This is a genomic window from Actinomyces sp. oral taxon 171 str. F0337, assembly GCF_005696555.1.
Taxonomy (GTDB): domain Bacteria; phylum Actinomycetota; class Actinomycetes; order Actinomycetales; family Actinomycetaceae; genus Actinomyces; species Actinomyces oris_E.
Window position 1 is genome coordinate 507,602 of sequence record NZ_CP040005.1, and the last position, 18,674, is coordinate 526,275.

At 65.7% G+C, this 18,674-nt stretch carries 14 protein-coding genes; 3 read left to right on the forward strand and 11 right to left on the reverse strand.

Translation table 11 applies throughout. The features are described from left to right. Positions 1 to 5: 5 nt before the first annotated feature. The 3 genes from FBF36_RS02175 to FBF36_RS02185 all read left to right on the forward strand — a co-directional run bounded on the left by FBF36_RS02175 (position 6) and on the right by FBF36_RS02185 (position 904). Positions 6 to 266, forward strand: coding sequence for a type II toxin-antitoxin system Phd/YefM family antitoxin (locus FBF36_RS02175; protein ID WP_225792435.1), 261 nt, complete (start codon positions 6 to 8; stop codon positions 264 to 266). Continuing rightward, on the forward strand, positions 263 to 526 hold the full coding sequence (locus FBF36_RS02180; RefSeq protein ID WP_009396112.1) for a type II toxin-antitoxin system RelE family toxin: 264 nt from the start codon (positions 263 to 265) through the stop codon (positions 524 to 526). The genes FBF36_RS02175 and FBF36_RS02180 overlap by 4 nt, the downstream gene beginning before the upstream one ends. Positions 527 to 697: 171 nt before the next feature. Further along, positions 698 to 904: a hypothetical protein gene (locus FBF36_RS02185; protein WP_009396114.1), complete on the forward strand. Its 207-nt coding sequence runs from the start codon at positions 698 to 700 to the stop codon at positions 902 to 904. A gap of 266 nt (positions 905 to 1,170) precedes the next feature. Here FBF36_RS02185 and FBF36_RS02190 read toward each other — a convergent pair whose 3' ends face one another. The 11 genes from FBF36_RS02190 to FBF36_RS02240 all read right to left on the reverse strand — a co-directional run bounded on the left by FBF36_RS02190 (position 1,171) and on the right by FBF36_RS02240 (position 18,368). Further along, complete coding sequence (locus tag FBF36_RS02190; RefSeq protein ID WP_225792436.1) at positions 1,171 to 1,947, reverse strand: transposase; 777 nt, start codon at positions 1,945 to 1,947, stop codon at positions 1,171 to 1,173. A gap of 202 nt (positions 1,948 to 2,149) precedes the next feature. After that, entirely contained in the window at positions 2,150 to 2,884 is a 735-nt protein-coding gene (locus FBF36_RS02195; protein WP_009393564.1) for a hypothetical protein, read from the reverse strand. Position 2,885: 1 nt separating this feature from the next. Further along, the gene (locus FBF36_RS02200) at positions 2,886 to 3,959 is read right to left on the reverse strand and encodes a DUF262 domain-containing protein (RefSeq protein ID WP_009393567.1); all 1,074 of its coding nucleotides are present in this window, start codon (positions 3,957 to 3,959) and stop codon (positions 2,886 to 2,888) included. 42 nt (positions 3,960 to 4,001) lie between these two features. Next, positions 4,002 to 8,747 carry a DNA methyltransferase gene (locus FBF36_RS02205; protein WP_138137111.1) on the reverse strand — a complete coding sequence of 1,582 codons (4,746 nt, stop codon included), beginning with the start codon at positions 8,745 to 8,747 and terminating at the stop codon, positions 4,002 to 4,004. Beyond that, a complete protein-coding gene (locus tag FBF36_RS02210; RefSeq protein WP_225792437.1) occupies positions 8,747 to 11,821 on the reverse strand; it encodes a helicase-related protein in 3,075 nt (1,024 codons plus the stop codon). The genes FBF36_RS02205 and FBF36_RS02210 overlap by 1 nt, the downstream gene beginning before the upstream one ends. Before the next feature lie 119 nt (positions 11,822 to 11,940). Continuing rightward, a complete protein-coding gene (locus FBF36_RS02215; RefSeq protein ID WP_192574991.1) occupies positions 11,941 to 12,579 on the reverse strand; it encodes an NYN domain-containing protein in 639 nt (212 codons plus the stop codon). A gap of 459 nt (positions 12,580 to 13,038) precedes the next feature. Continuing rightward, entirely contained in the window at positions 13,039 to 13,476 is a 438-nt protein-coding gene (locus tag FBF36_RS02220) for a DUF3618 domain-containing protein (protein ID WP_009393410.1), read from the reverse strand. Next, entirely contained in the window at positions 13,473 to 13,991 is a 519-nt protein-coding gene (locus FBF36_RS02225) for a DUF3618 domain-containing protein (RefSeq protein WP_225792438.1), read from the reverse strand. The genes FBF36_RS02220 and FBF36_RS02225 overlap by 4 nt, the downstream gene beginning before the upstream one ends. Next, positions 13,988 to 14,464, reverse strand: coding sequence for a phage holin family protein (locus FBF36_RS02230; protein WP_009393414.1), 477 nt, complete (start codon positions 14,462 to 14,464; stop codon positions 13,988 to 13,990). Before FBF36_RS02230 ends, FBF36_RS02225 begins: the two co-directional genes overlap by 4 nt. Before the next feature lie 299 nt (positions 14,465 to 14,763). Next, on the reverse strand, positions 14,764 to 16,500 hold the full coding sequence (locus tag FBF36_RS02235; RefSeq protein WP_009393416.1) for an ABC transporter ATP-binding protein: 1,737 nt from the start codon (positions 16,498 to 16,500) through the stop codon (positions 14,764 to 14,766). Next, complete coding sequence (locus tag FBF36_RS02240) at positions 16,500 to 18,368, reverse strand: ABC transporter transmembrane domain-containing protein (RefSeq protein WP_138137788.1); 1,869 nt, start codon at positions 18,366 to 18,368, stop codon at positions 16,500 to 16,502. The genes FBF36_RS02235 and FBF36_RS02240 overlap by 1 nt, the downstream gene beginning before the upstream one ends. Positions 18,369 to 18,674 lie beyond the last annotated feature (306 nt).

Below are 18,674 nucleotides of genomic sequence, written 5' to 3' on the forward strand. Positions count from 1 at the left end.
CCGTTATGATCGAAATGACTGTTACCGCTGCGCGCAACAAGCTCGCCGATGTCATCGACGACGCCCGGGTGACTCATGCGCCCGTGTTCCTCACCCGCAGGGGCCGTCGTGTAGCGGCGGTGATCGATGCGGACGACCTGGAGCGGCTTACCCAGGCTGCGGAGGACCTTGCGGACATCGAGGCGGCCGACGCCGCTCGCGCTGAGATCGCAGAGCACGGCACCATCCCTTGGGACGAGGTCAAGGCTGACCTTGGGCTCGCATGACCTACCGGATCGAGTTCAGCCCGGCCGCGGCCCGTCAACTGCGCAAGCTGGATGGCCGCACCCAACGCAGGATTCAGGCTGTCGTTGAGCTGCTTGCTCAGGAGCCCCGCCCGGCGGGCGCCAAGAAGCTCGTTGGCGGGCATGGTGAGTGGCGCGTACGCACCGGCAACTACCGCATCATCTACGAGATCGACGACGGGGTACTGGTGGTCCTCGTCCTCGCTGTCGGTCACCGTCGCGAGGTCTACCGTCGAAGGTAGCTACGGGTGCCTGCACGGGTGGCACATGCGCCAGACCTTCTGTCCGGTGACTTGTGTCCTCCTCATAGAGGTCGTTCACTCTGCCGCTTGATCGAGACCGGTGCCAATGATGACGGCTTCATCTTTCATGCTATGTCTGCGCGCGAGAAGTTCTTGAGGAGGAAGTGAAATATGAAGCCCACCGAAGAGATGCTTGACGAGATCGAGAACGCCAACAACGGGGATGGCCCGGATCCTGTGGCCACGGTCGACGATCCCGCTCTCGCAAAAATTGCGGTCGCGCAGATACGCCTCCGTGCCGCCGCCGCATCCAACGAACGATCACAGGATAGCGGGGTTGTGCAGGTGACCGGCACCGGGTCAGGCGCACCCCGCTGACCGGGCCGGCCTGCTCACCGACAGCCAGACCGAGCGCCTGGAGAACCTACACGGCATCGCCCTGGGCTTCCGCAACCTCACCAGCTACACCATCCGAAGCCTCATCCACACCGAACGCCTCAAAGACCACCTGAAAGCAAGCACCTAAACTTGCCGATAAGCCCCACCTGCCACACCCTCAAACGTGAAGGGCCTGTTATGTTATTGGGAGCGGTGAAAATTCTGTGTCAAGACTTTGGTGGCACAAGAAACTCATGGAGGCTTATTCATAGGGTGTAGGTGAATATGATTCCGAGGATGGCTGTGATGGTTTCCGGGAAGGTTTCTGGTGGTCTTCTGTAGCCGGTGTGCAGGGCGCGCCAGGTCTTGATGTTGGCGATGACTCGTTCGATCTTGTAGCGGACCTGGTTGACGGTGGTGTTGTAGGCCTTGTCATCAGGGTGGAGCGGTAGGTTCGCGGGTCTTCTCTTGGGGGTGATCATTCCCAGCCCGATATACCCCTTGTCGCCGATGTGCTGCGGTGGTGGCGCCCCGTCCGGGAGGTCGGCGGGTGGCACGTCAAGCAGTCCGCAGCGGCGCAGGGCCTCGGTGTCGTGGACCCTTCCGTCGTGGGGGTCGGACACCCACGCCAGGGTTCCTGACAGGGTGCAGGCGACCTGGACGTTCACTCCGGTGGTCTGGTGCTTGCCGGAGTACAGCTCGGGGTGATTCTTCCAGGACCAGCACTCCAGCAGGGTGCCGTCGATGATTGGCTGCACGGTGGGGCCCAGGTCCTCCACAGTCGGCACACTGATTTCCAAAGCCTGGGCAATCAGGGGTGTGTAGGCGGTGATGACTCGGGAGGCGGTGGCCTGCGAGACGCCGTAGACCTCGGCGACAAGCCCCTGGGGCAGGTTGTGCCTCAGGTATGTCAGTGTCAGGCGCACGCACAGGAACAGGCCCAGCACCCGGGTCCCGAACGCCGGCAGGTCGGGGTTCTCGGCGTGAATGGTCTCGCACAGGTCCACAACCTCGCTGCGAGTGATCCTCGTGCTACTATTCATGGCGGCGGTTTGTTCTTGGTTGAGCTGGCTTAGACACCAAAACTCTCTCAAGAGCAAGCCGCCACCCTACTTAGCGACACACCCCCCTTAAACACCCCTATGAATAAGCCTCACGATATGGTAAACGTAACTAGCTGGCGTGCCTGTGAATAAGAATCAATCAACCCCATAGCCGGCACCGTGTTCTATAAACTAAGTACCTCTACGTATTGCTGTCATCTGAATTAATCAAAATCTGGCGATGGCTGGACTTAAGAAACAGCTTCTGGGTGATCACTGAATCCCATTCTTTGGCTAAAACATAGAGTACGTCCAATATGTTATTAATGTCATTAAGTGTATCCATTATTTCTTTATGGGGATCTGGAAATAATGTAAGTGGAGGAACTATTGCATGGGCAAAACCATTTCGATATCCGTGTAATTTATGTAGCGATCCTTGCTGGCTTCCAGAAATAAGTGACTTCTTGTGAGGAAAACAGAACACTTCCGCTACTTCTGATATACTCCTAATGTCGATCGTGCTTCCGCGCAATGGAGGTTGCGGACTCTCATCCGCGGCTCCTGGAAGTGAAGCAATTTCATTACTTGTGTGCAGTTGTGCAACCTCGAGACGTGATGACCAGTATTTCCGACTATGTATTCTGAGGTCTTGGATTGAAGTAAATTTACTGTGTGCATGAAGAATGTGTAATTCCGAACAAAGGGAAGTTACGGGATACTGTGCATCATTAATGGCACTACTGATGGAGTCTACAAGATCTCTCATGAAACTTTCAAGTTCCGCCATTGTTGCTACTGATGAACTGCCAAGAAGTTCCGCTAGCATTTCATCTGTGTATTTATCGCGTCCCGTACTCGCTCCAGATAATATCGCCCTCCATTTCTCTAGTCTCTCTCTCGCCTCTTCCGCTCGCACATAAGGGTCAATCTGCATATTAGGCGCACCCGGAAAAGAGTTCCCTTGCGCGTTCGATGCGCCGCGCAAGTTTAGATCTAGTGTTGGCTCCGGCTGAACTTGCTGACACTAGTGCAGGGTCGTCCATCCAGTTCTCCGGTGGCATTGATGGAGTCACTCCTTCCTGAATCAACGTTCCCACGGCAACAGTAACTGCTTCGAATTGCACGAGAGGAGTAATGTGAGTGCTCGGCCTGAGGAATGGTCCGCCGACAATGTTCGCGAGAAACTCCATGGTCTCGGTGAATATAGTTTCTTCCGTCGAATATGTAAACTCAAAACCGGAAGCGTGATTCTCGACACCTTCGGTGTACTTATTGAGGAACTCTGCGACAGCGCCTTTGAAATGCTCGGAATTATTCTTGTAAGCAAAGAACTTTAGTACTTGTTCAGCAGTTGTGCCATCTTGTTGATTGGCTTTCTGAAGTTTGAGGAGCGACACTAGATTTTCATTTTCGCTGAGTTTTTCAATGAATGACATGAACGTACCGCCGTAAACCGCAGTGCGAACCTCTTGAGGTGTGAGCGAGATGGCTCCGGTATTGAGGCGTGAAAACAGGTCGAATCGTACGTTCTTGTCGCTTTTGTCGGTGAGGGCGATTACTTGAAGTGGTTGCCTTGCCAAGTACAACTGAATTGGGCGGGGGAGGTCGAAGTATGTGATTCCGTTAAGTTGCGTGAGTTCGTCGAGCCCTGTTAATTTGAGTGGCGATCCTCCTTTCGCTGAAACCCGTGAGCGAACTTCTGAACTATTGGAAAGAAATAATATCAGTGTTGAAATGCGTTGAAGACCGTCCACAACTTCCCAGGTGAAGTTATCGTTGGTGGCGACGAAAATAGGAGGGATTGGTAGTCCGAGAAATAGAGATTCAATGAACCGGGAGGCAACTTGTGTGGGCCATCGGTATTTTCTTTGGTAGGAAGGTGCTATGATGAGTTCATCATCGGTGTACATCCTGACAATTTCCCGTACGGAAAAACTGACGTTTGAAACATCTACTTTTTCTCTGGCATCGCCCAGTTGTCCTTCTAGTCCTTTGAAAGTGTCAGTCATTGCTATTCTCCGATCATGTCAAATCGACCTGTGAATGTCATTCTACTTCACCTGAGAACTGTTGCACAGGAGGAGAGCCGCGTGGATGCGGCGGAAGTCGGATTCGCGGTCGCGGATGCGGAAGGGGAGGTCGTAGACGTAGGAGACGCCAGAGCCGGGGTGGGTGTGAGTGCGCTCGGAGAGTGGCATGTCCTCGTTGGAGGTGGGGCGCTGACGCTTCTCCCAGGCCCGACGGACCAGAGTCGGCAGCTGGCGACCTTTCGCGTCATAGACATAGGCGCCCTGGCCGCGGCCATGGTCATAGTCGTAGAGCACCGCAAACTGAGTGCGGTAGATCGTGCACAGATCCTCGATTGGCACGCCCAGCATCATCGCTACCATGACATCGATCTCCGCCTGTGCGTTGCGACGATCCTCCGCCCGACGCAAGGGTGTACTCGCCGTCCACTTCGGGTCAATCGGACGCTCGTCATAACGCTCCAGAATCGGTGAATCAGTCACAAACGAATCATTCCAACACTCTGCCCACAGGTCCGCGTAGGCGTCGGTGACGCAGTTGAGCCGAAGGGTGCGCAGGACGACACGTGCGGTGAGAGGGTTGTTGTGGGGTAGAGTGGGTAGTCTAGAGAAGTCGGGGAAGTAAATACCGGACTTGGGAAGTGCTCGAAGGGCGAAGTCGGTAAGAAGAGAGGATGAGCCTGCTTGGAGAGTCGCGAGATCCGATGGTGAGAGGCTCGGAGATCCTGAGGAGAAGACTCCGTTTGGATGGGCGGCTCCAGGGGGAATGATGGCTGGGATGAGCGTTCTTTCGCCGGTGTTGGCTGCCATGGCTCGCCAGGCGATGCGGTAGTGGTCGCGGGCGGAAGAGTCGTTCCAGTGGGTGTAGAGATGATCGTAGGTGTCGCGGTCGCCGGCAGGCTCGTACTGGGTGACGGGCTGAGCGCTTGTGGGGAGCGCTTCTAGATCGGTTGAGGTCCAGTCCTGGTTGTGCTTCATCGTCTTGTTAGGCTGCTTATACAGCGGAGTAGAGACGTGAATATGAGGCCCTTGGAGGATGGCGGCTTCCCAGGAGGCTGTTCCCCAGGTTTTGGTGAAGCGTCCCTTCTCGAAGTCCGACGTTTCGTGCCATCCGGATGAGAATTGGAGGTTGAGAGTGCTGATGCGTGGTTGCGAAGCCAATGTTGCGAGTGTGCGAGATGCAGCCGAGTTCACGGTGGAGACCAACGGAGTAGAGTGCCAGTCGTCCGCTTCGGTTACGGCCTGCCACGTTCGAAGAACTGTCTCGCCGACATTTTGAATCCGCGAGGCGTGGGGTCGTAGGTCCCAGGAGCCAGTGTGGGGATCCTTGAAGCCGGGCTCCTGTCCGCTGCCGTCATGCATGAGAGAACGTGTTACCGTCTCGGGGTGGTAGAGCGATGCGGCATGAAGGAATGATGGTGGATGCTCTGCGCCGTAGACTTGTATGCCGTAACGAACCAGGTCGTGAATATCAAAGAGTTTTAATTCGTTAATGAACTGCCAGTGGCGTCGCAGGTGCCGGTAGGTGGCGGCGCGTAGTTCTGGGGTCTTGGCGTCGGTGAAATGAGTCTCCATGTGAATGAGGGAGGAGATGCCTCGCTTGCTCTGGTGCTCCCAGACCTGGCACATGAAGGCGCGGTAGAGGTCCGGCTGGCCGCTCAGCAGCGGATAGACCGTTGGGTCGCTCAGGAGCTCAGAGAGAACAATGACTTCGGCGGTTCCGTTAAGAACCGTGCGCAGGACTCCAGGGCGAGCCAGAGTGAGTGGCATGCGCTCCTTCTTGACTGAAACGGACGGTTTATTGCTGAGTGACCACCAGGGGTCGCCATCGGAGAGAAGACTGTTGAGGTCCACGGTCGGCCTCACCCACGGCGGGTTCCCCACCTGGAGGTCGAAGCCTCCGCGGGCGAAGACGGTGGCGAAGTCCAGCTCCCAGTGGAAGAACCCCTGAGTCTCCGCCACCTTCTGGACCACGGTGAGCCACTCGTGCTCGTCAACGACCGACTGCACTTTGCGGGCTCCGGCGAGGCCGAGCTCGACCTCCTCCATGGTCTCCAATTCCGCCCAGGAGGAAGCATCCACCAGGGTTCCGTCGGTGCCCTTGGCGTCCTTGACCTGCTTACCCAGCAGCCCCTCCAGGGCACCCAGCCACTCATCGAGGCTTGGCGGCGTCACCTGAGTGGTAAGCGGCCAGAACCACAGGGCGCACCACGCATCCATGACCAGCCGCAGCCGCCGGTACGCCGAACCCGGTGCCGCCAGGTAGGCCTCGATGTCTTCGCGGGACACCGTTGAACCGGCGTCGTCCTGCGTCTCGCGGTCCCACAGGTCAATGCGCCGCGAGGCCTCCGCTTCCGCCACCCGCAGGCGCCGCAGGGTCATCTCCCACAGGACCTCCACGCGCCGGGCCAGGGCCGTCAGCCGCAAAGCCTGAGTGGTGCTCAGCGCTTTCGTGATCTCCTTGCGCCAGGTCTTGAGGGCCTTAAGCCGGCCGGCATCGACCAGGTCCCGCACCTGCTTGGGGACCTCCACTGCGCTGCCCCAGCCCTTGGCCGGCAGGAGGAAATGATGGATGCTCCCCGAGACATCCAGCGTCCCACCGATCCGGTGTCGGGAGGCGGCATCGGCGTCGTCGAGCACGGCCGCCACCTGGCTCAGCGGTTCGGGCATCGGTGCAGCCGACAGCCACGCCCTCTTCTTCAGCTGGGAGGTCGAGTACAGGGCCCGGTGCGCCCCCACCAGGGAGTTACCGCGCCGCAGCCGCAGCCCGAACCACGGGGCCGCCAGCCCCTCCACCATCGTGTCCAACCACAGGGACACCTCCGCCAGCTCCACCGCCGTCGCATTGAGGTCCACCCCATAGACCTGGTGCAAGGCGATGAAGGCCTTCACCTTCGCGAGCTCCCGGGGGCGCTCCTCAGGGTCCACGCGCCGGCCCAGCTCGCGCTCGCGCCGCGAGAGATACTGCTCCGCCAGCTGGCGCACCGCCTCAATTGCGAAGGCCCCCGACCCCAGCGCCGGCTCACACACCGTCAGGTGCAGGATCTCCTCCGCGGTCGTCGTCCGCCCGTCCTGATCCAACAACTCCTCCAGCGCCTGCTGCACCGTGAAACGCGTCAGCACCTCCGGGGTGTAGAAGGAAGCCGAGCGCTGCCGGTCCCGGCCGGAGAGCCGGTAGACGAACTGACCCTTCTCATAGGTGACGTTGCGGCGCTCACCCGTCACCTCATCCTCCACCGTCACGAAGTCCTTCTCCTCCAGGCCCTTCATGACGTCCTCAGGCACCACCCACGAGCCCTTCGAGGCGTCACCGCCTGGCGCCACCTCCCACAGGCGCTCGGTGGCGAAGGAACCCGAGTAGCTCATGAGCCCCTCGTAGACGGCGCCCAGCTGGTTGATGCCCAGCTCCACATAGGAGATGAAGCCTCGGCCGCTCTTGCTGTTCTCCTTGGTCAGCAGCAGGTGGCGCAGCACCCGCAGCAGGGCCCCGTTGCCCAGGCCCACCTCGTCAATGAGGGCGGTCGCCACCGGGCGGAAGAGGTCGGCGCGCATCGGCCGGAAGACCAGACCATCGAAGCCACCCTCGTCGGCGGCTGGCACCTGCTCATTGTGGCCCTCATCGACCAGGCGGAACAGCCGGTCCAAGGACTCATAGATATGCGTGCCCGCCAGGGCCGACTCCTCATGCAGCTCCCTCAAGGCCAGCTCGCGCAGACGATCCAGGCCGTAGCCGGCGTCGTACTCGGTGGCGCCCACCGGCAGGACCCCCAGCTCAGGGCTCGCCTCCGCATACAGCAGGAAGATGATCCGGTAGATGTAGCGCAGCGACTGCAAGGCCAGATCCTGCGCACGCTCCTGGGGCAGCGGCTCCAGCCCCCGCGCGGCGCGACGGCGCACCACCTCATTCGCAAGGATCTCAATGGAGGAGCGCACGCCCTCACGTAGGTCTTTCGAGACCCCCACCGTGTGGGCCGCCGAGTCCTCCAAGGTGGCCGCCCACCACGTCTCACCCTCCGCCGTCGGCAGCAGAGAGCGGGCATCCAGGCAGGTCAGGGCCCGCTCCACCTCGCCGCCGCGCGTCGTCTCATGACGCTCGACGACGAGCTGCACGTTGACCGCCAGCCAGCGCCCCTCCGGCCACCGCTCCCGCTCCGCCACCAGCGCCCACTGGCCCGCCAGGACCAGGGCGAAGGCCGGGCCGTGACCATCAGTCATGAGCGTCGACAGCGCCCGGGACACCGACTCGACCGGCTCAGCCCCCTCCAGCACCGGGGCGTCGGGGTCCCCCAGATCCACCGGCTCCCAGGCCTCAGCGAGCGTGAGGGCCTCCTTGACCAGCAGGTCCTCCACCGTGGTCACCGGGCGGGCGCGCAGCAGCGCCAGCGGCGCCGGGCCCTCATCGCCCACCGGCCTCACCAGGGTCACCGGGCCCCGCTCGGTCCGGCGGTACTCCGACGACGTGAAGCCCAGGATCTCGCGCAGGAGCGCGTCGAGCTCGCCAGCCGCCTCCAGTGCGGCGCCGGTCAGGGAGCCGGCGTCGTCGGCGGGCAGGGCCGCCAGCAGCTCCTCCAAGCGGGAGCGCTCGGAACGGAACCGGGAGCGAGGCGTCGGCGTCGAGGCAGTACCGGGATCGGCCGGCTTCTCCAGGGCCTCCCACTCCTTGCGACGCTCCAGCACGCGCGCCAGGAAGGACTCCTTGGTGGCGTCGGTCGTGAAGTAGTGCTCGCTGATCCAGTCCTCGCCGACGACCAGCGCATCCGACACCGCCATCAGAGATCCCCTTCCATCCCGAAGTCCTGCGGCACCACCACCAGCAGCGGGCGCACCAGCGTGTGCGCGGGCAGGTGCTGTTTCCTGAGCTCGTGCTCCTGCGCCACCGTGATCCGCTGCTCGCGCAGGTGGCGGTTCTGGATGAGGCGACCGGCCTCGTCATCCCAGGTATTCGCACGTTCCGCCCAGGCCTCAACCCGAGCCGTCGCCTGTTCCTCCGCTGCGTCGAGGGTCAGTCTCATGTGGTCCCTAGCCGTATCCACCGCCGGAGGGATGAGCGCCTCCAGCAGGCTGGTCTGCGTCACCGGCCCGGAGTTCCGCAGCTCGCGGGAGATGCCCACTGCCTCGAACATGGCGGTGGGGGAGTCGTGCACCTGCCCGATCGGCACCGCCTCGACCGGCCGGCCCGCATCCAGCTCCGACTGCGCGGCCGCCAGGTCCAAGTAGGGGAAGGCGATACTGACACACACCATCGACACCGTCCGGCCCGCCTGGTTCGTCAGAGTCCCCAGCAGCAGGACGGTCGGTGAGTCGACGTCGCCGCGCACCGCGAACACTGAGGAGCGGCCAAGCTTGGCCAGAACCCGGTCGCCGGCCCAGTCCAGCACCGGGTGCAGCGGTCCCAGGTAGTGAGCCTCTGGCCAGGAGGAGTCCGAAGAGTCACTCAGGGCCTCCGTGAGAAGACGAGCGCCCTTCGTCTGCGTCGTCGCTAGCTTGAGGTGCTCCTGGACGCGGCGCTCACGCAGGTAGGACTGCGGCAGCACCGACAGGCGATGGCGAAGCCCCGCCGGGGGCACCATCTCCACCACGTGCTGCGTGCCGTGCTCGCGCCACGAGACGCCCCCGCCGCCGGTCTGGCGCTGCTCGGGCTCCTCGGGGCGCTCATAGAGCTCGGTGAGGGCCTGGCGCAGATAGTCCAGCTGGGTCTCGTACAGCGTCGACGTCGCCAGCGGGGCAGCGGGTGGTGTGGGGGCGGCCGGACCGGCCGGGTCGCTGGGATTGCTTGGAGCAGCAGGGGAGTCCTCGGCGCCGGTGGGTGCAGCGGCGTCGTCGCCCCGGGCCTCGGCCGTGCCCGTCAGCTTCGCGAACAGGGCGGCCATGGGGTCCAGAGTGAGTGCGTCGTCGGCGTCGGGGACGACGTCGTCAATATCCTGCCCGGCCGCCAGCGCCTCGCGGATCGCTGCCTCCTCCTTCTCGCCCGAGTACAGACCCATGAGAGAGGCGGCGTCGCCCAGGGCCCGGTGCGCCTGATCCTCCTTCTCCATCAGGCGCGTGAGCACGCGGACGTCGCCGGAGAAGCGCGGGTCTGATGGGCTCAGCAGCAGGGTCGTGATCTGCGGTGAGACGCTCTGGCCGTAGCGGTCGATGCGGCCGTTGCGCTGCTCGATGCGGATGAGCGACCAGGGGATGTCGTAGTGGATGAGCTCATGGCACTGGGCGTGCAGGTTGACGCCCTCCGAGGCGACGTCGCCGGTCACCAGGACGCGCACCGGAGTGTGAGCCTGGCGGAACTGCTCCACGATCTCCTGCTGCTCCACGTCAGACAGGCTCCCGTGCATGACCCGCACCGCGTCGGCGGGCAGGCGCAGGTCCTCACGCAGGTGCTCAGCCAGCCAGGTCAGCGTCGCGATGCGCTCGGCGAAGACGACGACGCGCTCAGTTGACCTGGGGCCGATCCCGATGCGGCGCAGCTCGGTCAGTAGCGCCTGATACTTCCCCGACGCCGTCGTGTTGGCCTCCACGGCCAGCTCGCGCAGGCGGGTCAGGGTCTGTGACTGCTCCGAGGGCTCCGGGGCGGAGCCGGCTGCTGCCCGGCTGCGGCGTCGGGCCAGGCGCTCGTCGATCGTCTGGATGAGGGCCGCCGGTGAGGACAGGAAAGACTTGGCCAGGGTCCAGGCGAACAGGGAGTCGCCGCGCGAGCCCGCTTTCCGGCCTCCGGGCAGGGTGGCGCCGTCGGAACGGTGCAGCCAGGTGCGCGAGAGCTCGCCGGCCACCGCGTCCTCGGCCGGGGAGGGCTCCACCAGCTTGTTGACCGGAGTCAGGCGCTCCTTCCAGCGGCCCCCCACGACGTCGCGCACCTCGTCGGAGTGACGGTGACGGCGGATGACGAGGCGACGCACAGCCTCCTCATCGAGGGTGCCGTCCGCTCGCACCGCCGTCGGCTCCAGCAGACGGATGAGCTCGGCGAAGGACTTCGGGTTGCCGTTGTGGGGCGTGGCCGAGGCCAGGATGAGGGCGTCGGTCTGACGGGCCAGAATGTCCGCGAGCCGGTTGTTGAGCGTGCCCTTGTTGGTGACGTTGTGTGACTCGTCGATGACGACCGCGTCCCAGCGCTGCTTGCGCAGATGGTTGAGGTAGCGGTCCGACTTCAGCGTGTCGATGGAGATGATCGCGCGGTGGAACACCGAGAACGGGTTGCGTGAGGCCGGTACCGAACGGCGCACCCGCTGGATGCCCACCGAGTCCAGGCGCACGAAGGGCAGGGCGAAGCGCGACCACATCTCGTGCTGCATCTGCTCGAGCACGTGACGGGGCGTGACGATGAGAATGCGGTCGCCCCGGCCGCGGCGCACGAGCTCGGCCAGAATCATGCCGATCTCCAGGGTCTTGCCCAGGCCCACGGTGTCAGCCAGGAGGATACGCGGGCGCAGGTTCGCCGGGTCCAGGGCCTGGCGAACCGCCGTCAGCTGGTAGGCCAGCGGGTCGGCGAGGACGTCACTGACCACGGCCAGGTCGGTGGAGGTCGCTGGGAGCGCCGTCTTGCGTAGCGTCGCCTCCAGCCACAGGCGCGAGAGCCGGTGATGAGTGGAGGTGTCCGCGATGACCCGGGTGTGGCGCGGACCCACCGGGACGATGTGGTCAAGACCAGCGGAGAACTGCGCCGTCGTGTCCCGAACCAGCTCGGACAGGCCCTGCACCGTCACCAGCATGCCGTCAGACGTGGTGGAGACCTGGGTGACCAGCCAGTCCTCGTCGCGTACCCGGACCACAGAGCCCGGAGCGACATCAAGAGAAGGGAGGGAAGGAGCAGGATCCGTCACCGCATCCTGGGGAGTCGTGGGCGCCGTTGTCACGGAAGTGATTTTAGGACGCCGGCGCAGGTGGTCGAGACCAATTCGGGGCAGTGACTGATCTGTGACCTGCGGGCCGGCGTCGGGGCTCGCGTTCCAGCCCCTCAGCGGCGGTCGAGATCTCAGGTGTAGTCGATGGGGTCCAGGCTGGAGAGAAAGTGCTGCTCAGTCATGGACGTGGTCCACAGCCGGCGTTCGGTCTTGATACGGCCTCGTGTGCTTGGGACTCCAGGGTGGTACCACTTGGCCGCTTCAACTTTGGCGCTGCCAGTTCGGGCAGCATTGTCGAGGGCTGGGGCGAGGTCCGTGTCCCGGGAAGCGAGAACCACGACGTCGTACAAGCCGCAGCGAGCCAAGTCAACGAGCATCAAGGCGCATAGGACATCGACACCCTTTTCCTGTCTCGATGAGCGGACAGGTCGCCTGACTCCATCGATGTACTCCCATGAGTACTTCAGCGGCCGCAACGTCACGTTGACCACTCCGTGGTGACCCCGGGTCCACTGTGCCTGCTGGGCCTGGTTGCGTCGGTAAGCATCGCTGTCATCTTCTGGAATGGGCAGGCCGCGAAAGACCTCAACCCTGGAGACCTCTACCTGGTGCATGTCGTCGTTCGTCGCGTTGCGGGCCTGAGCAAGTTGACTGGCGAACCGGTAAGGATCGATGAGTGCGTCCTCGGGAGGACACCCTGGTGTGTATAGGCCTGCCCCAGTGAGATGGACGTTCTGGTAGTCAACGACGACTGCCATTTTGAGGGCCACGAGTAGCCTCCTGCAAAGAAAAATAGGCCCCGCCAGTCCCGGAGGACGGCGGGGAGTTATGGGATTAGGTTAGGGAATCTCGAGGTGCAGGGCCAGACGATGCGAATGTGGCTTGGGACACATTTTGCTTGGTGGGGGCGCCCCCTGATGCCTTGCTCAAGTGTGACGGGAGTTGTCCTCCCTGCTGTCAGTGCGCGAGGACGCACCCTCGGGGACGAGGACGTACTTGTTGATCGAAGACTGCGTTCTCCTGCCAACTACTGGGTTTGAGCGCAGTCATCTGAGGGAGGAGTGCGTCCCGGACGGACATCGCAGTTCTCGATGCGGGCCGGCTGGCTGCAGGTGCTGGAGTACGGCGGGGCGCCAGTGTGACGCGAGGACGCACCATAGGGACTGAGGACTGATCCTAGGGATGCAGTCCGCGAACCCGATGGTGCGTCCTCGGTGGGTGGTTCTGTGTCAGCGGCGGGCGAGGCGGGTCAGGACGATGCCTGCGGTCACCACGCCCCCGGCGACGGCGGCCGCCTTGGCGAGTTTGGAGGCCGCCTCGGAGTCGCCCTGCTTGGCGCGCTCCCAGGTCTCCTCCGCCTGCTCGGCCCAGCGTTGGGCCTCCTCGCGCAGTCGGCCGGCGCCGGCCTCCGCCTGCTCACGCAAACGGTCGGCTCCAGCGGCAGCCTGCTCACGCAGCTGGTCGGCCTTGGCACTCGCCTGCTCGCGCAGATGCTCCCCGGCCTCCTTCGCCTGCGTGCGCGGGTCGACCCGGGAGGCGAACTCATCGACGCTCGCCGCCAGGGCCTCACGCTGGGCGCGCAGCCGCTCCTCAATCTGCTCGGGGCTCAGCGACCCGGACTCGGTGGCCTCGGCACCGGACGCTCCGGCCTGCTGGCCGCTGGTCATGCCTGACCCGCACGAGCGCGGAAGGCCCTGACCGCGGCGACGGTCGCCGTCACGCTCAGGCCCGCCAGGGCGAGCCCCGCAACCGTGACGATCCCCAGGGAGGCGGGGTCGCCGTCGCGGGCGTCGTCGAACAGGCGGGAGACGCGCTGACCGAGGGTCAGCGTGCCGGGCTCGTAGGTGTCGACCCCGCCCTCGGGGTCGGTGCCACCGCCGGCCAGGGAGGCCAGGCGGTTCTTGACCTGCCCGACCGTGTCCTCGGCCTTGCTGACGACCTGACTTCGCAGGTCCTGGACCTTCTCACGGGCCTTGAGCTTGGCGACCTTGGCCAGGTTGTTCGGAGCCAGGCGCGCGGCGAGCTCGTCGACGTCCGCGGCCAGCGCCAGGCGCCGGGCCGCCAGGTCGGACAGGACGTCGTCAGCCGACGGCACGGCCTGCGTGGCCGGTGCGGCCTCCACGGCCGGCCTGGCCGGCACAGCGGGGACGGATGTGGGCGTGGGTACAGCATTGGTGCTCACCGGGCGTTCCCCCTCTCCAGGCCGGAGGCGACGGCCCCCTTGACGGCGTCGACGGACTCCTTCAGCCCCTCCTGCGGCGTGGGCGTGTCGGCCTTGGCGGCCTTGAGCCGCTTGATGCCGATCAGGGCCATCGGCACGGCGATGAGGGTGAGGAGCAGCGCCACCACGAGGAAGGCGGCCCACAGCGGCATGATGTTGGACAGCCCGGACGTCATGGCTCCCAGCACCAGCCCGAAGATGAACAGGGACAGCACCCCGGCGGCGGCGAGCAGCCCGGCCCCCAGCCCCATCTCCTTGACCATGCGCTGGCCCTTGGCCTTGGCCAGATCGATCTCGCCGCGCACCAGCGCGGAGATGTTCTCCGAGATGCGGGCGATGAGCTCACCGAGCGTGGGCTGGGCGCTGCTGCCGGCCCTGCGAGGAGGCGTGGTGGAGGCCGACGGCGGCGGGGGAGGTGGCTGGTTGTTGGGCATGAACGAACCTTCTCGTGTGAGGCACGGCGGTGGACGCAATCACGCAATCAGCTGACTGCGAGGCGGCGGGATCGCGACAGTGGGACGACCCGCCGGACTAAGAATCTCACAGCCGACGCCATCGTGAAACAACGCAGGCCCGAACGGGTTTGTAGGTTTGGGAGATAGGGGCCGGCTTTCGCCACCGGCGATCTACGAAAGGCTGCCGTCGCCGCACTGACCGACTGGGCGGCCCGGATGGTCCCGACGGCGTGGATCGAGCCGGTGCGCGGTGTCGGCACGGGCGCCCCGCCGGCCTCCTACTCCTGGTTCCAGGCCTGCCAGAGGCTCGCGTACTCCCCACCGAGGGTCACGAGCTCGTCGTGGGTGCCCAGCTCCACGATCCGCCCGTCCATGACGACGGCGACCCGGTCGGCGTCGGCGGCCGTGTAGAGGCGGTGGGCCACCTCGATGACGGTGCGCCCGGCCAGTGCCGTGGACAGGGTCCGCTCCAGGGTGCGGGCGGCGCGCGGGTCCAGCAGCGAGGTGGCCTCGTCCAGGATGAGCGTGTGCGGGTCCAGCAGCACGAGCCGGGCCAGCGCCACCTCCTGGGCCTGGGCGGGGCTGAGCTCGAGGTGACCCGAGCCGACCATCGTGTTCATCCCCTCGGGCAGCGCGTCCACCCAGGTGCCGGCCCCGATGGCCTCAATGGCCTCGCGGATCGTGTCGTCGGAGGCGCGGGGGCGGCCCAGGCGCATGTTGTCCGCCACGGTGCCGACGAACACGTGGTGCTCCTGGGTCACCAGGGCCACGTGGCGGCGCAGCTCGTCCTCGGTCAGGTCCGTCAGCGCCACCCCTCCCACCGTGACGCGCCCGGAGGTGGGCGGGTTGATGCCGGCCAGCATCCGCCCCAGCGTGGACTTGCCCGACCCCGAGGGCCCGACGACGGCCAGCCGCTCCCCGGGCACGAGCTCCAGGTCGATCCCGTGGAGCACCTCGACGCCCTCCCGGTAGGAGAAGCGCACGTCGTCGAGCACGATCCGCGTGCCCTCGGGCTCCTCGCCGGTGGGGGCGCGGTCGTCGGGGACCTCCTCCACCCCCAGGATGCGGGACAGGGAGGCCTGGGCGATCTGGACCTGGTCGATCCAGAACATGAGCTGGCCCACCGGCTTGCGCAGCTCCATGGAGTAGAGGGCGACGGTGGTGATCGCCCCCAGGGTCGCGTAGCCGCGGCCGGCCAGGAACCCTCCCCACAGGAGGATGACGACGACGGGCGCCCGCCAGGCGACGTCGAGCACCATGAACAGGCGCACCCGCAGCGCGGCCGTGTAGCGCTCCAGGGACCAGGCCTCCTTGATGGAGGCCATGATGGCCCGCTCGCGGCGCGCCCCGATACCCAGCGCGTCCACGGTCTCGGCGTGCTCGACCGTCTCGGAGACCGCGCCGTTGAGGCGCGCCTGGGCGGCCGACTCGGCCCGGTAGGCGGGGATGGAGATCGGCAGGTACCAGCGCATCATCGACCACACGGGCGGGGCGATGACGAGCAGCCCGAGCGCCAGGAGGGGGTCGGCGACGGCGGCGGCCAGGAGCGTGAAGACTATCGTCACCACGCACACGAGGATCTGGGGGATCCCCACCCGCACCAGGAAGTCGATGCGGGAGACGTCGGTGGTGGTGCGCCCCACGAGGTCGCCGGTCCCAGCTGACTCCACGGCGCTCAGCGGCAGGTGCACCACCCGGTTCATCATGCGCTCGCGCAGGTCGGCGAAGACCGACTCGCCCAGGGTCCGGGCGTGCTTCTGAGCGAAGCGGTTGATGAGCGCCCCCACGAGCGTGACCGCGATGATGGTCAGCACGATCCGGTCCACGTAGCCGGCGTCGGCCCGCCCGGCCGAGACCCGCCCGACCAGCCGCCCCAGCAGCTGCGGGGCCACGAGCGTGGACAGGACCGCCGTGATCTGGAGGGCCAGGACGACGACGAAGCGCCACCGGTAGGAGGCCATGATCCGGAAGGTCTTGCGCAGGGCGACGGGCCCAGGAGCAACGGGAAGGGCCATCAGCAGCTCACCTCCGCGTCCTCGCCCATGGCCCTCGAGACGACGGCGCGGTAGTCGGCCGCCTGCGCGTCACCGGCGCGGGCCATCGCCATGAGCTCGCGGTGCGTGGAGCGCAGGAGCTCGGTGCCGCTGGAGTCCAGGAGGACGACCTCATCGCAGGCCTCCAGGACCAGCGGCGAGGCGGTGACGACGACGGTCGTGCGCCCGGCGCGGGCCCGGTGCACCTGGGTGGCCACGCGGGCCTCGGTGTGGGAGTCCAGGGCGGAGGTCGGCTCGATGAGCACGAGCGTGGGCGCCTCGGTGAGCAGGGCCCGGGCCAGGGCCACGCGCTGACGCTGCCCGCCGGACAGGGACCGGCCCTTCTCGGTGATCATCCCGGCCAGGCCCTCGCTCAGGGAGGTCAGGACGTCGCCGGCGTCGGCGATCCCGATGGCCTCGATGAGCCGGTCGTCGCCGGGCATGTGACGCTCCTGGGCGCGGACCTGCTGGTCGACGTCGGCCCCGGTGGTGCGCTCGGTCTCGGCGCGCACGAGGTCCTCCAGGCCCACCGGCTGCGGGTCGGGGCCGCCGCGCACGTCGAGGGCCTCGCGCAGGGTGCCGGTGAAGAGCTGGGCGGTGGCACCGGAGACGACGACGCTGGCGCGCACCTGCTCCAGGGGCATGGTGGTCAGCGGCCGGCCCGCCAGGGTCACGGTGGGGCCGGCGTCGGTGAAGCGCCCCAGGCGCATGGCCAGCTCGGCGGAGACCTGCGGGTCGGGGCACACGAGGGCCGTCATGCGGCCCTCCTTCAGGCGCAGGCCGCTGTCGGTGTCCACCAGGTCGCCGCTGACGGGGTGGGCGGCGGCCGGGTCCAGGTTGAGGCGCTCCACGAGGCTGCCGGCGGCCGGTGCCACCTCCAGCAGGCGGCTCAGGCGCCGGGCGCCGACGACGGCCCGGGTGTAGTCCTGCACGGAGCTGGTGAACACCCACAGCGGCCAGGACAGGTAGGCGGTGTAGCCGTAGAAGGTGATGAGTCCGCCGGGGGTGAGGCTGCCGGCCACGGCCATGCGCGCCGCCACCCACACGACGATGGCGGCGAAGAGCCCGGGCAGCAGGACCTGGAGGGTCATGAGGGTGGCCTGGGAGGAGGCCACCTCGACGCCGCGGCGCCGCAGCTCCTGGGAGGTGTCCCGGTAGCGGCGGGCGAAGACGTCCTCCCCGCCGATGCCCCGCAGGATCCGCAGGCCCGCCACCGTGTCCGTGGTGACCGTGGTGACCGCGGACTGGGCCTCGCGCTGGACGGCCTGACGCTTCTGCAGGGGCCGGATGACCAGGGTGACGATCGCCGCGACCAGCGGCATGCCCAGGATGACGATGAGTCCCAGGCTCACCGAGGTGCGCAGCATGAGGAAGGACACGACGATGAAGCTGGCCGCCGCCCCCAGCAGGGCCGGCAGGTGCTGGATGAGCTTGCCCAGGTAGTCGGCGTCGGAGGCGATGATGGTGGCGACCTCGCCGGTGGAGACCTGCCGGGACAGGTCCTTGCCCGTGGCGGAGATCTGTCGGCCCACGAGCCGGTCGACGTCGAAGGCGGTGCGCATCCAGGCCGTCACCCCGAAGTAGGACAGCATCGTGTCCCCGACGGCGTAGACGACGAACAGCACCAGCAGCAGGGCGCCGATGCCCCAGACGCGGCCGTTGAGGCCGTTCTCGATCCCGGAGTCCAGGGCCTGGCCCAGGAAGGCCGGCACGATCGCCTGAATGATGTTGGAGGTGCATGCCGCCAGGGTCGCCAGGGTGACCGGGACGGCGGCGCGGCGCAGCAGCCAGCGCAGAAGCGCCCCGGCCCCGAGCGACGGGGGCTGGGGCAGTGGGGCGTCGGGGGTCATGGACTGCATGGACTGCATGGACTGACTAGTCAGGGCGGACAGCGCTGCCGGAGCGGTCGGGAACGACCGTGAGGACGGTTCGGGCATGATCGCATGAGGCTATCGGAGCTGACGCGGGAGCGGCAGAGGGAGAACCGGTGACAAGGAAGATACCGGGTGCGGGAATATCCGGCGAGTGCGGCTCAGTCGGCTGTTGGGCGGGTCGTGCGGATACGTCGGTGCCCCGGCCGCCCCCGCGACGGGGGCGGCCGGGGCACCGGGCTTGGCGGGGCTCGCCTGTCGCGTCCGCCTCGCCGTTCACGCCGA

What these genes read in the sequence shown, in the direction of transcription:
- FBF36_RS02235 (WP_009393416.1), bottom strand. Translation starts at nt 16,500, where the DNA reads ATGGCCCTTCCCGTTGCTCCTGGGCCCGTCGCCCTGCGCAAGACCTTC.
- FBF36_RS02240 (WP_138137788.1), bottom strand. Translation starts at nt 18,368, where the DNA reads ATGACCCCCGACGCCCCACTGCCCCAGCCCCCGTCGCTCGGGGCCGGG.
- FBF36_RS02220 (WP_009393410.1), bottom strand. Translation starts at nt 13,476, where the DNA reads ATGACCAGCGGCCAGCAGGCCGGAGCGTCCGGTGCCGAGGCCACCGAG.
- FBF36_RS02180 (WP_009396112.1), top strand. Translation starts at nt 263, where the DNA reads ATGACCTACCGGATCGAGTTCAGCCCGGCCGCGGCCCGTCAACTGCGC.
- FBF36_RS02195 (WP_009393564.1), bottom strand. Translation starts at nt 2,884, where the DNA reads ATGCAGATTGACCCTTATGTGCGAGCGGAAGAGGCGAGAGAGAGACTA.
- FBF36_RS02200 (WP_009393567.1), bottom strand. Translation starts at nt 3,959, where the DNA reads ATGACTGACACTTTCAAAGGACTAGAAGGACAACTGGGCGATGCCAGA.
- FBF36_RS02190 (WP_225792436.1), bottom strand. Translation starts at nt 1,947, where the DNA reads ATGAATAGTAGCACGAGGATCACTCGCAGCGAGGTTGTGGACCTGTGC.
- FBF36_RS02230 (WP_009393414.1), bottom strand. Translation starts at nt 14,464, where the DNA reads ATGCCCAACAACCAGCCACCTCCCCCGCCGCCGTCGGCCTCCACCACG.
- FBF36_RS02175 (WP_225792435.1), top strand. Translation starts at nt 6, where the DNA reads ATGATCGAAATGACTGTTACCGCTGCGCGCAACAAGCTCGCCGATGTC.
- FBF36_RS02185 (WP_009396114.1), top strand. Translation starts at nt 698, where the DNA reads ATGAAGCCCACCGAAGAGATGCTTGACGAGATCGAGAACGCCAACAAC.
- FBF36_RS02205 (WP_138137111.1), bottom strand. Translation starts at nt 8,747, where the DNA reads ATGGCGGTGTCGGATGCGCTGGTCGTCGGCGAGGACTGGATCAGCGAG.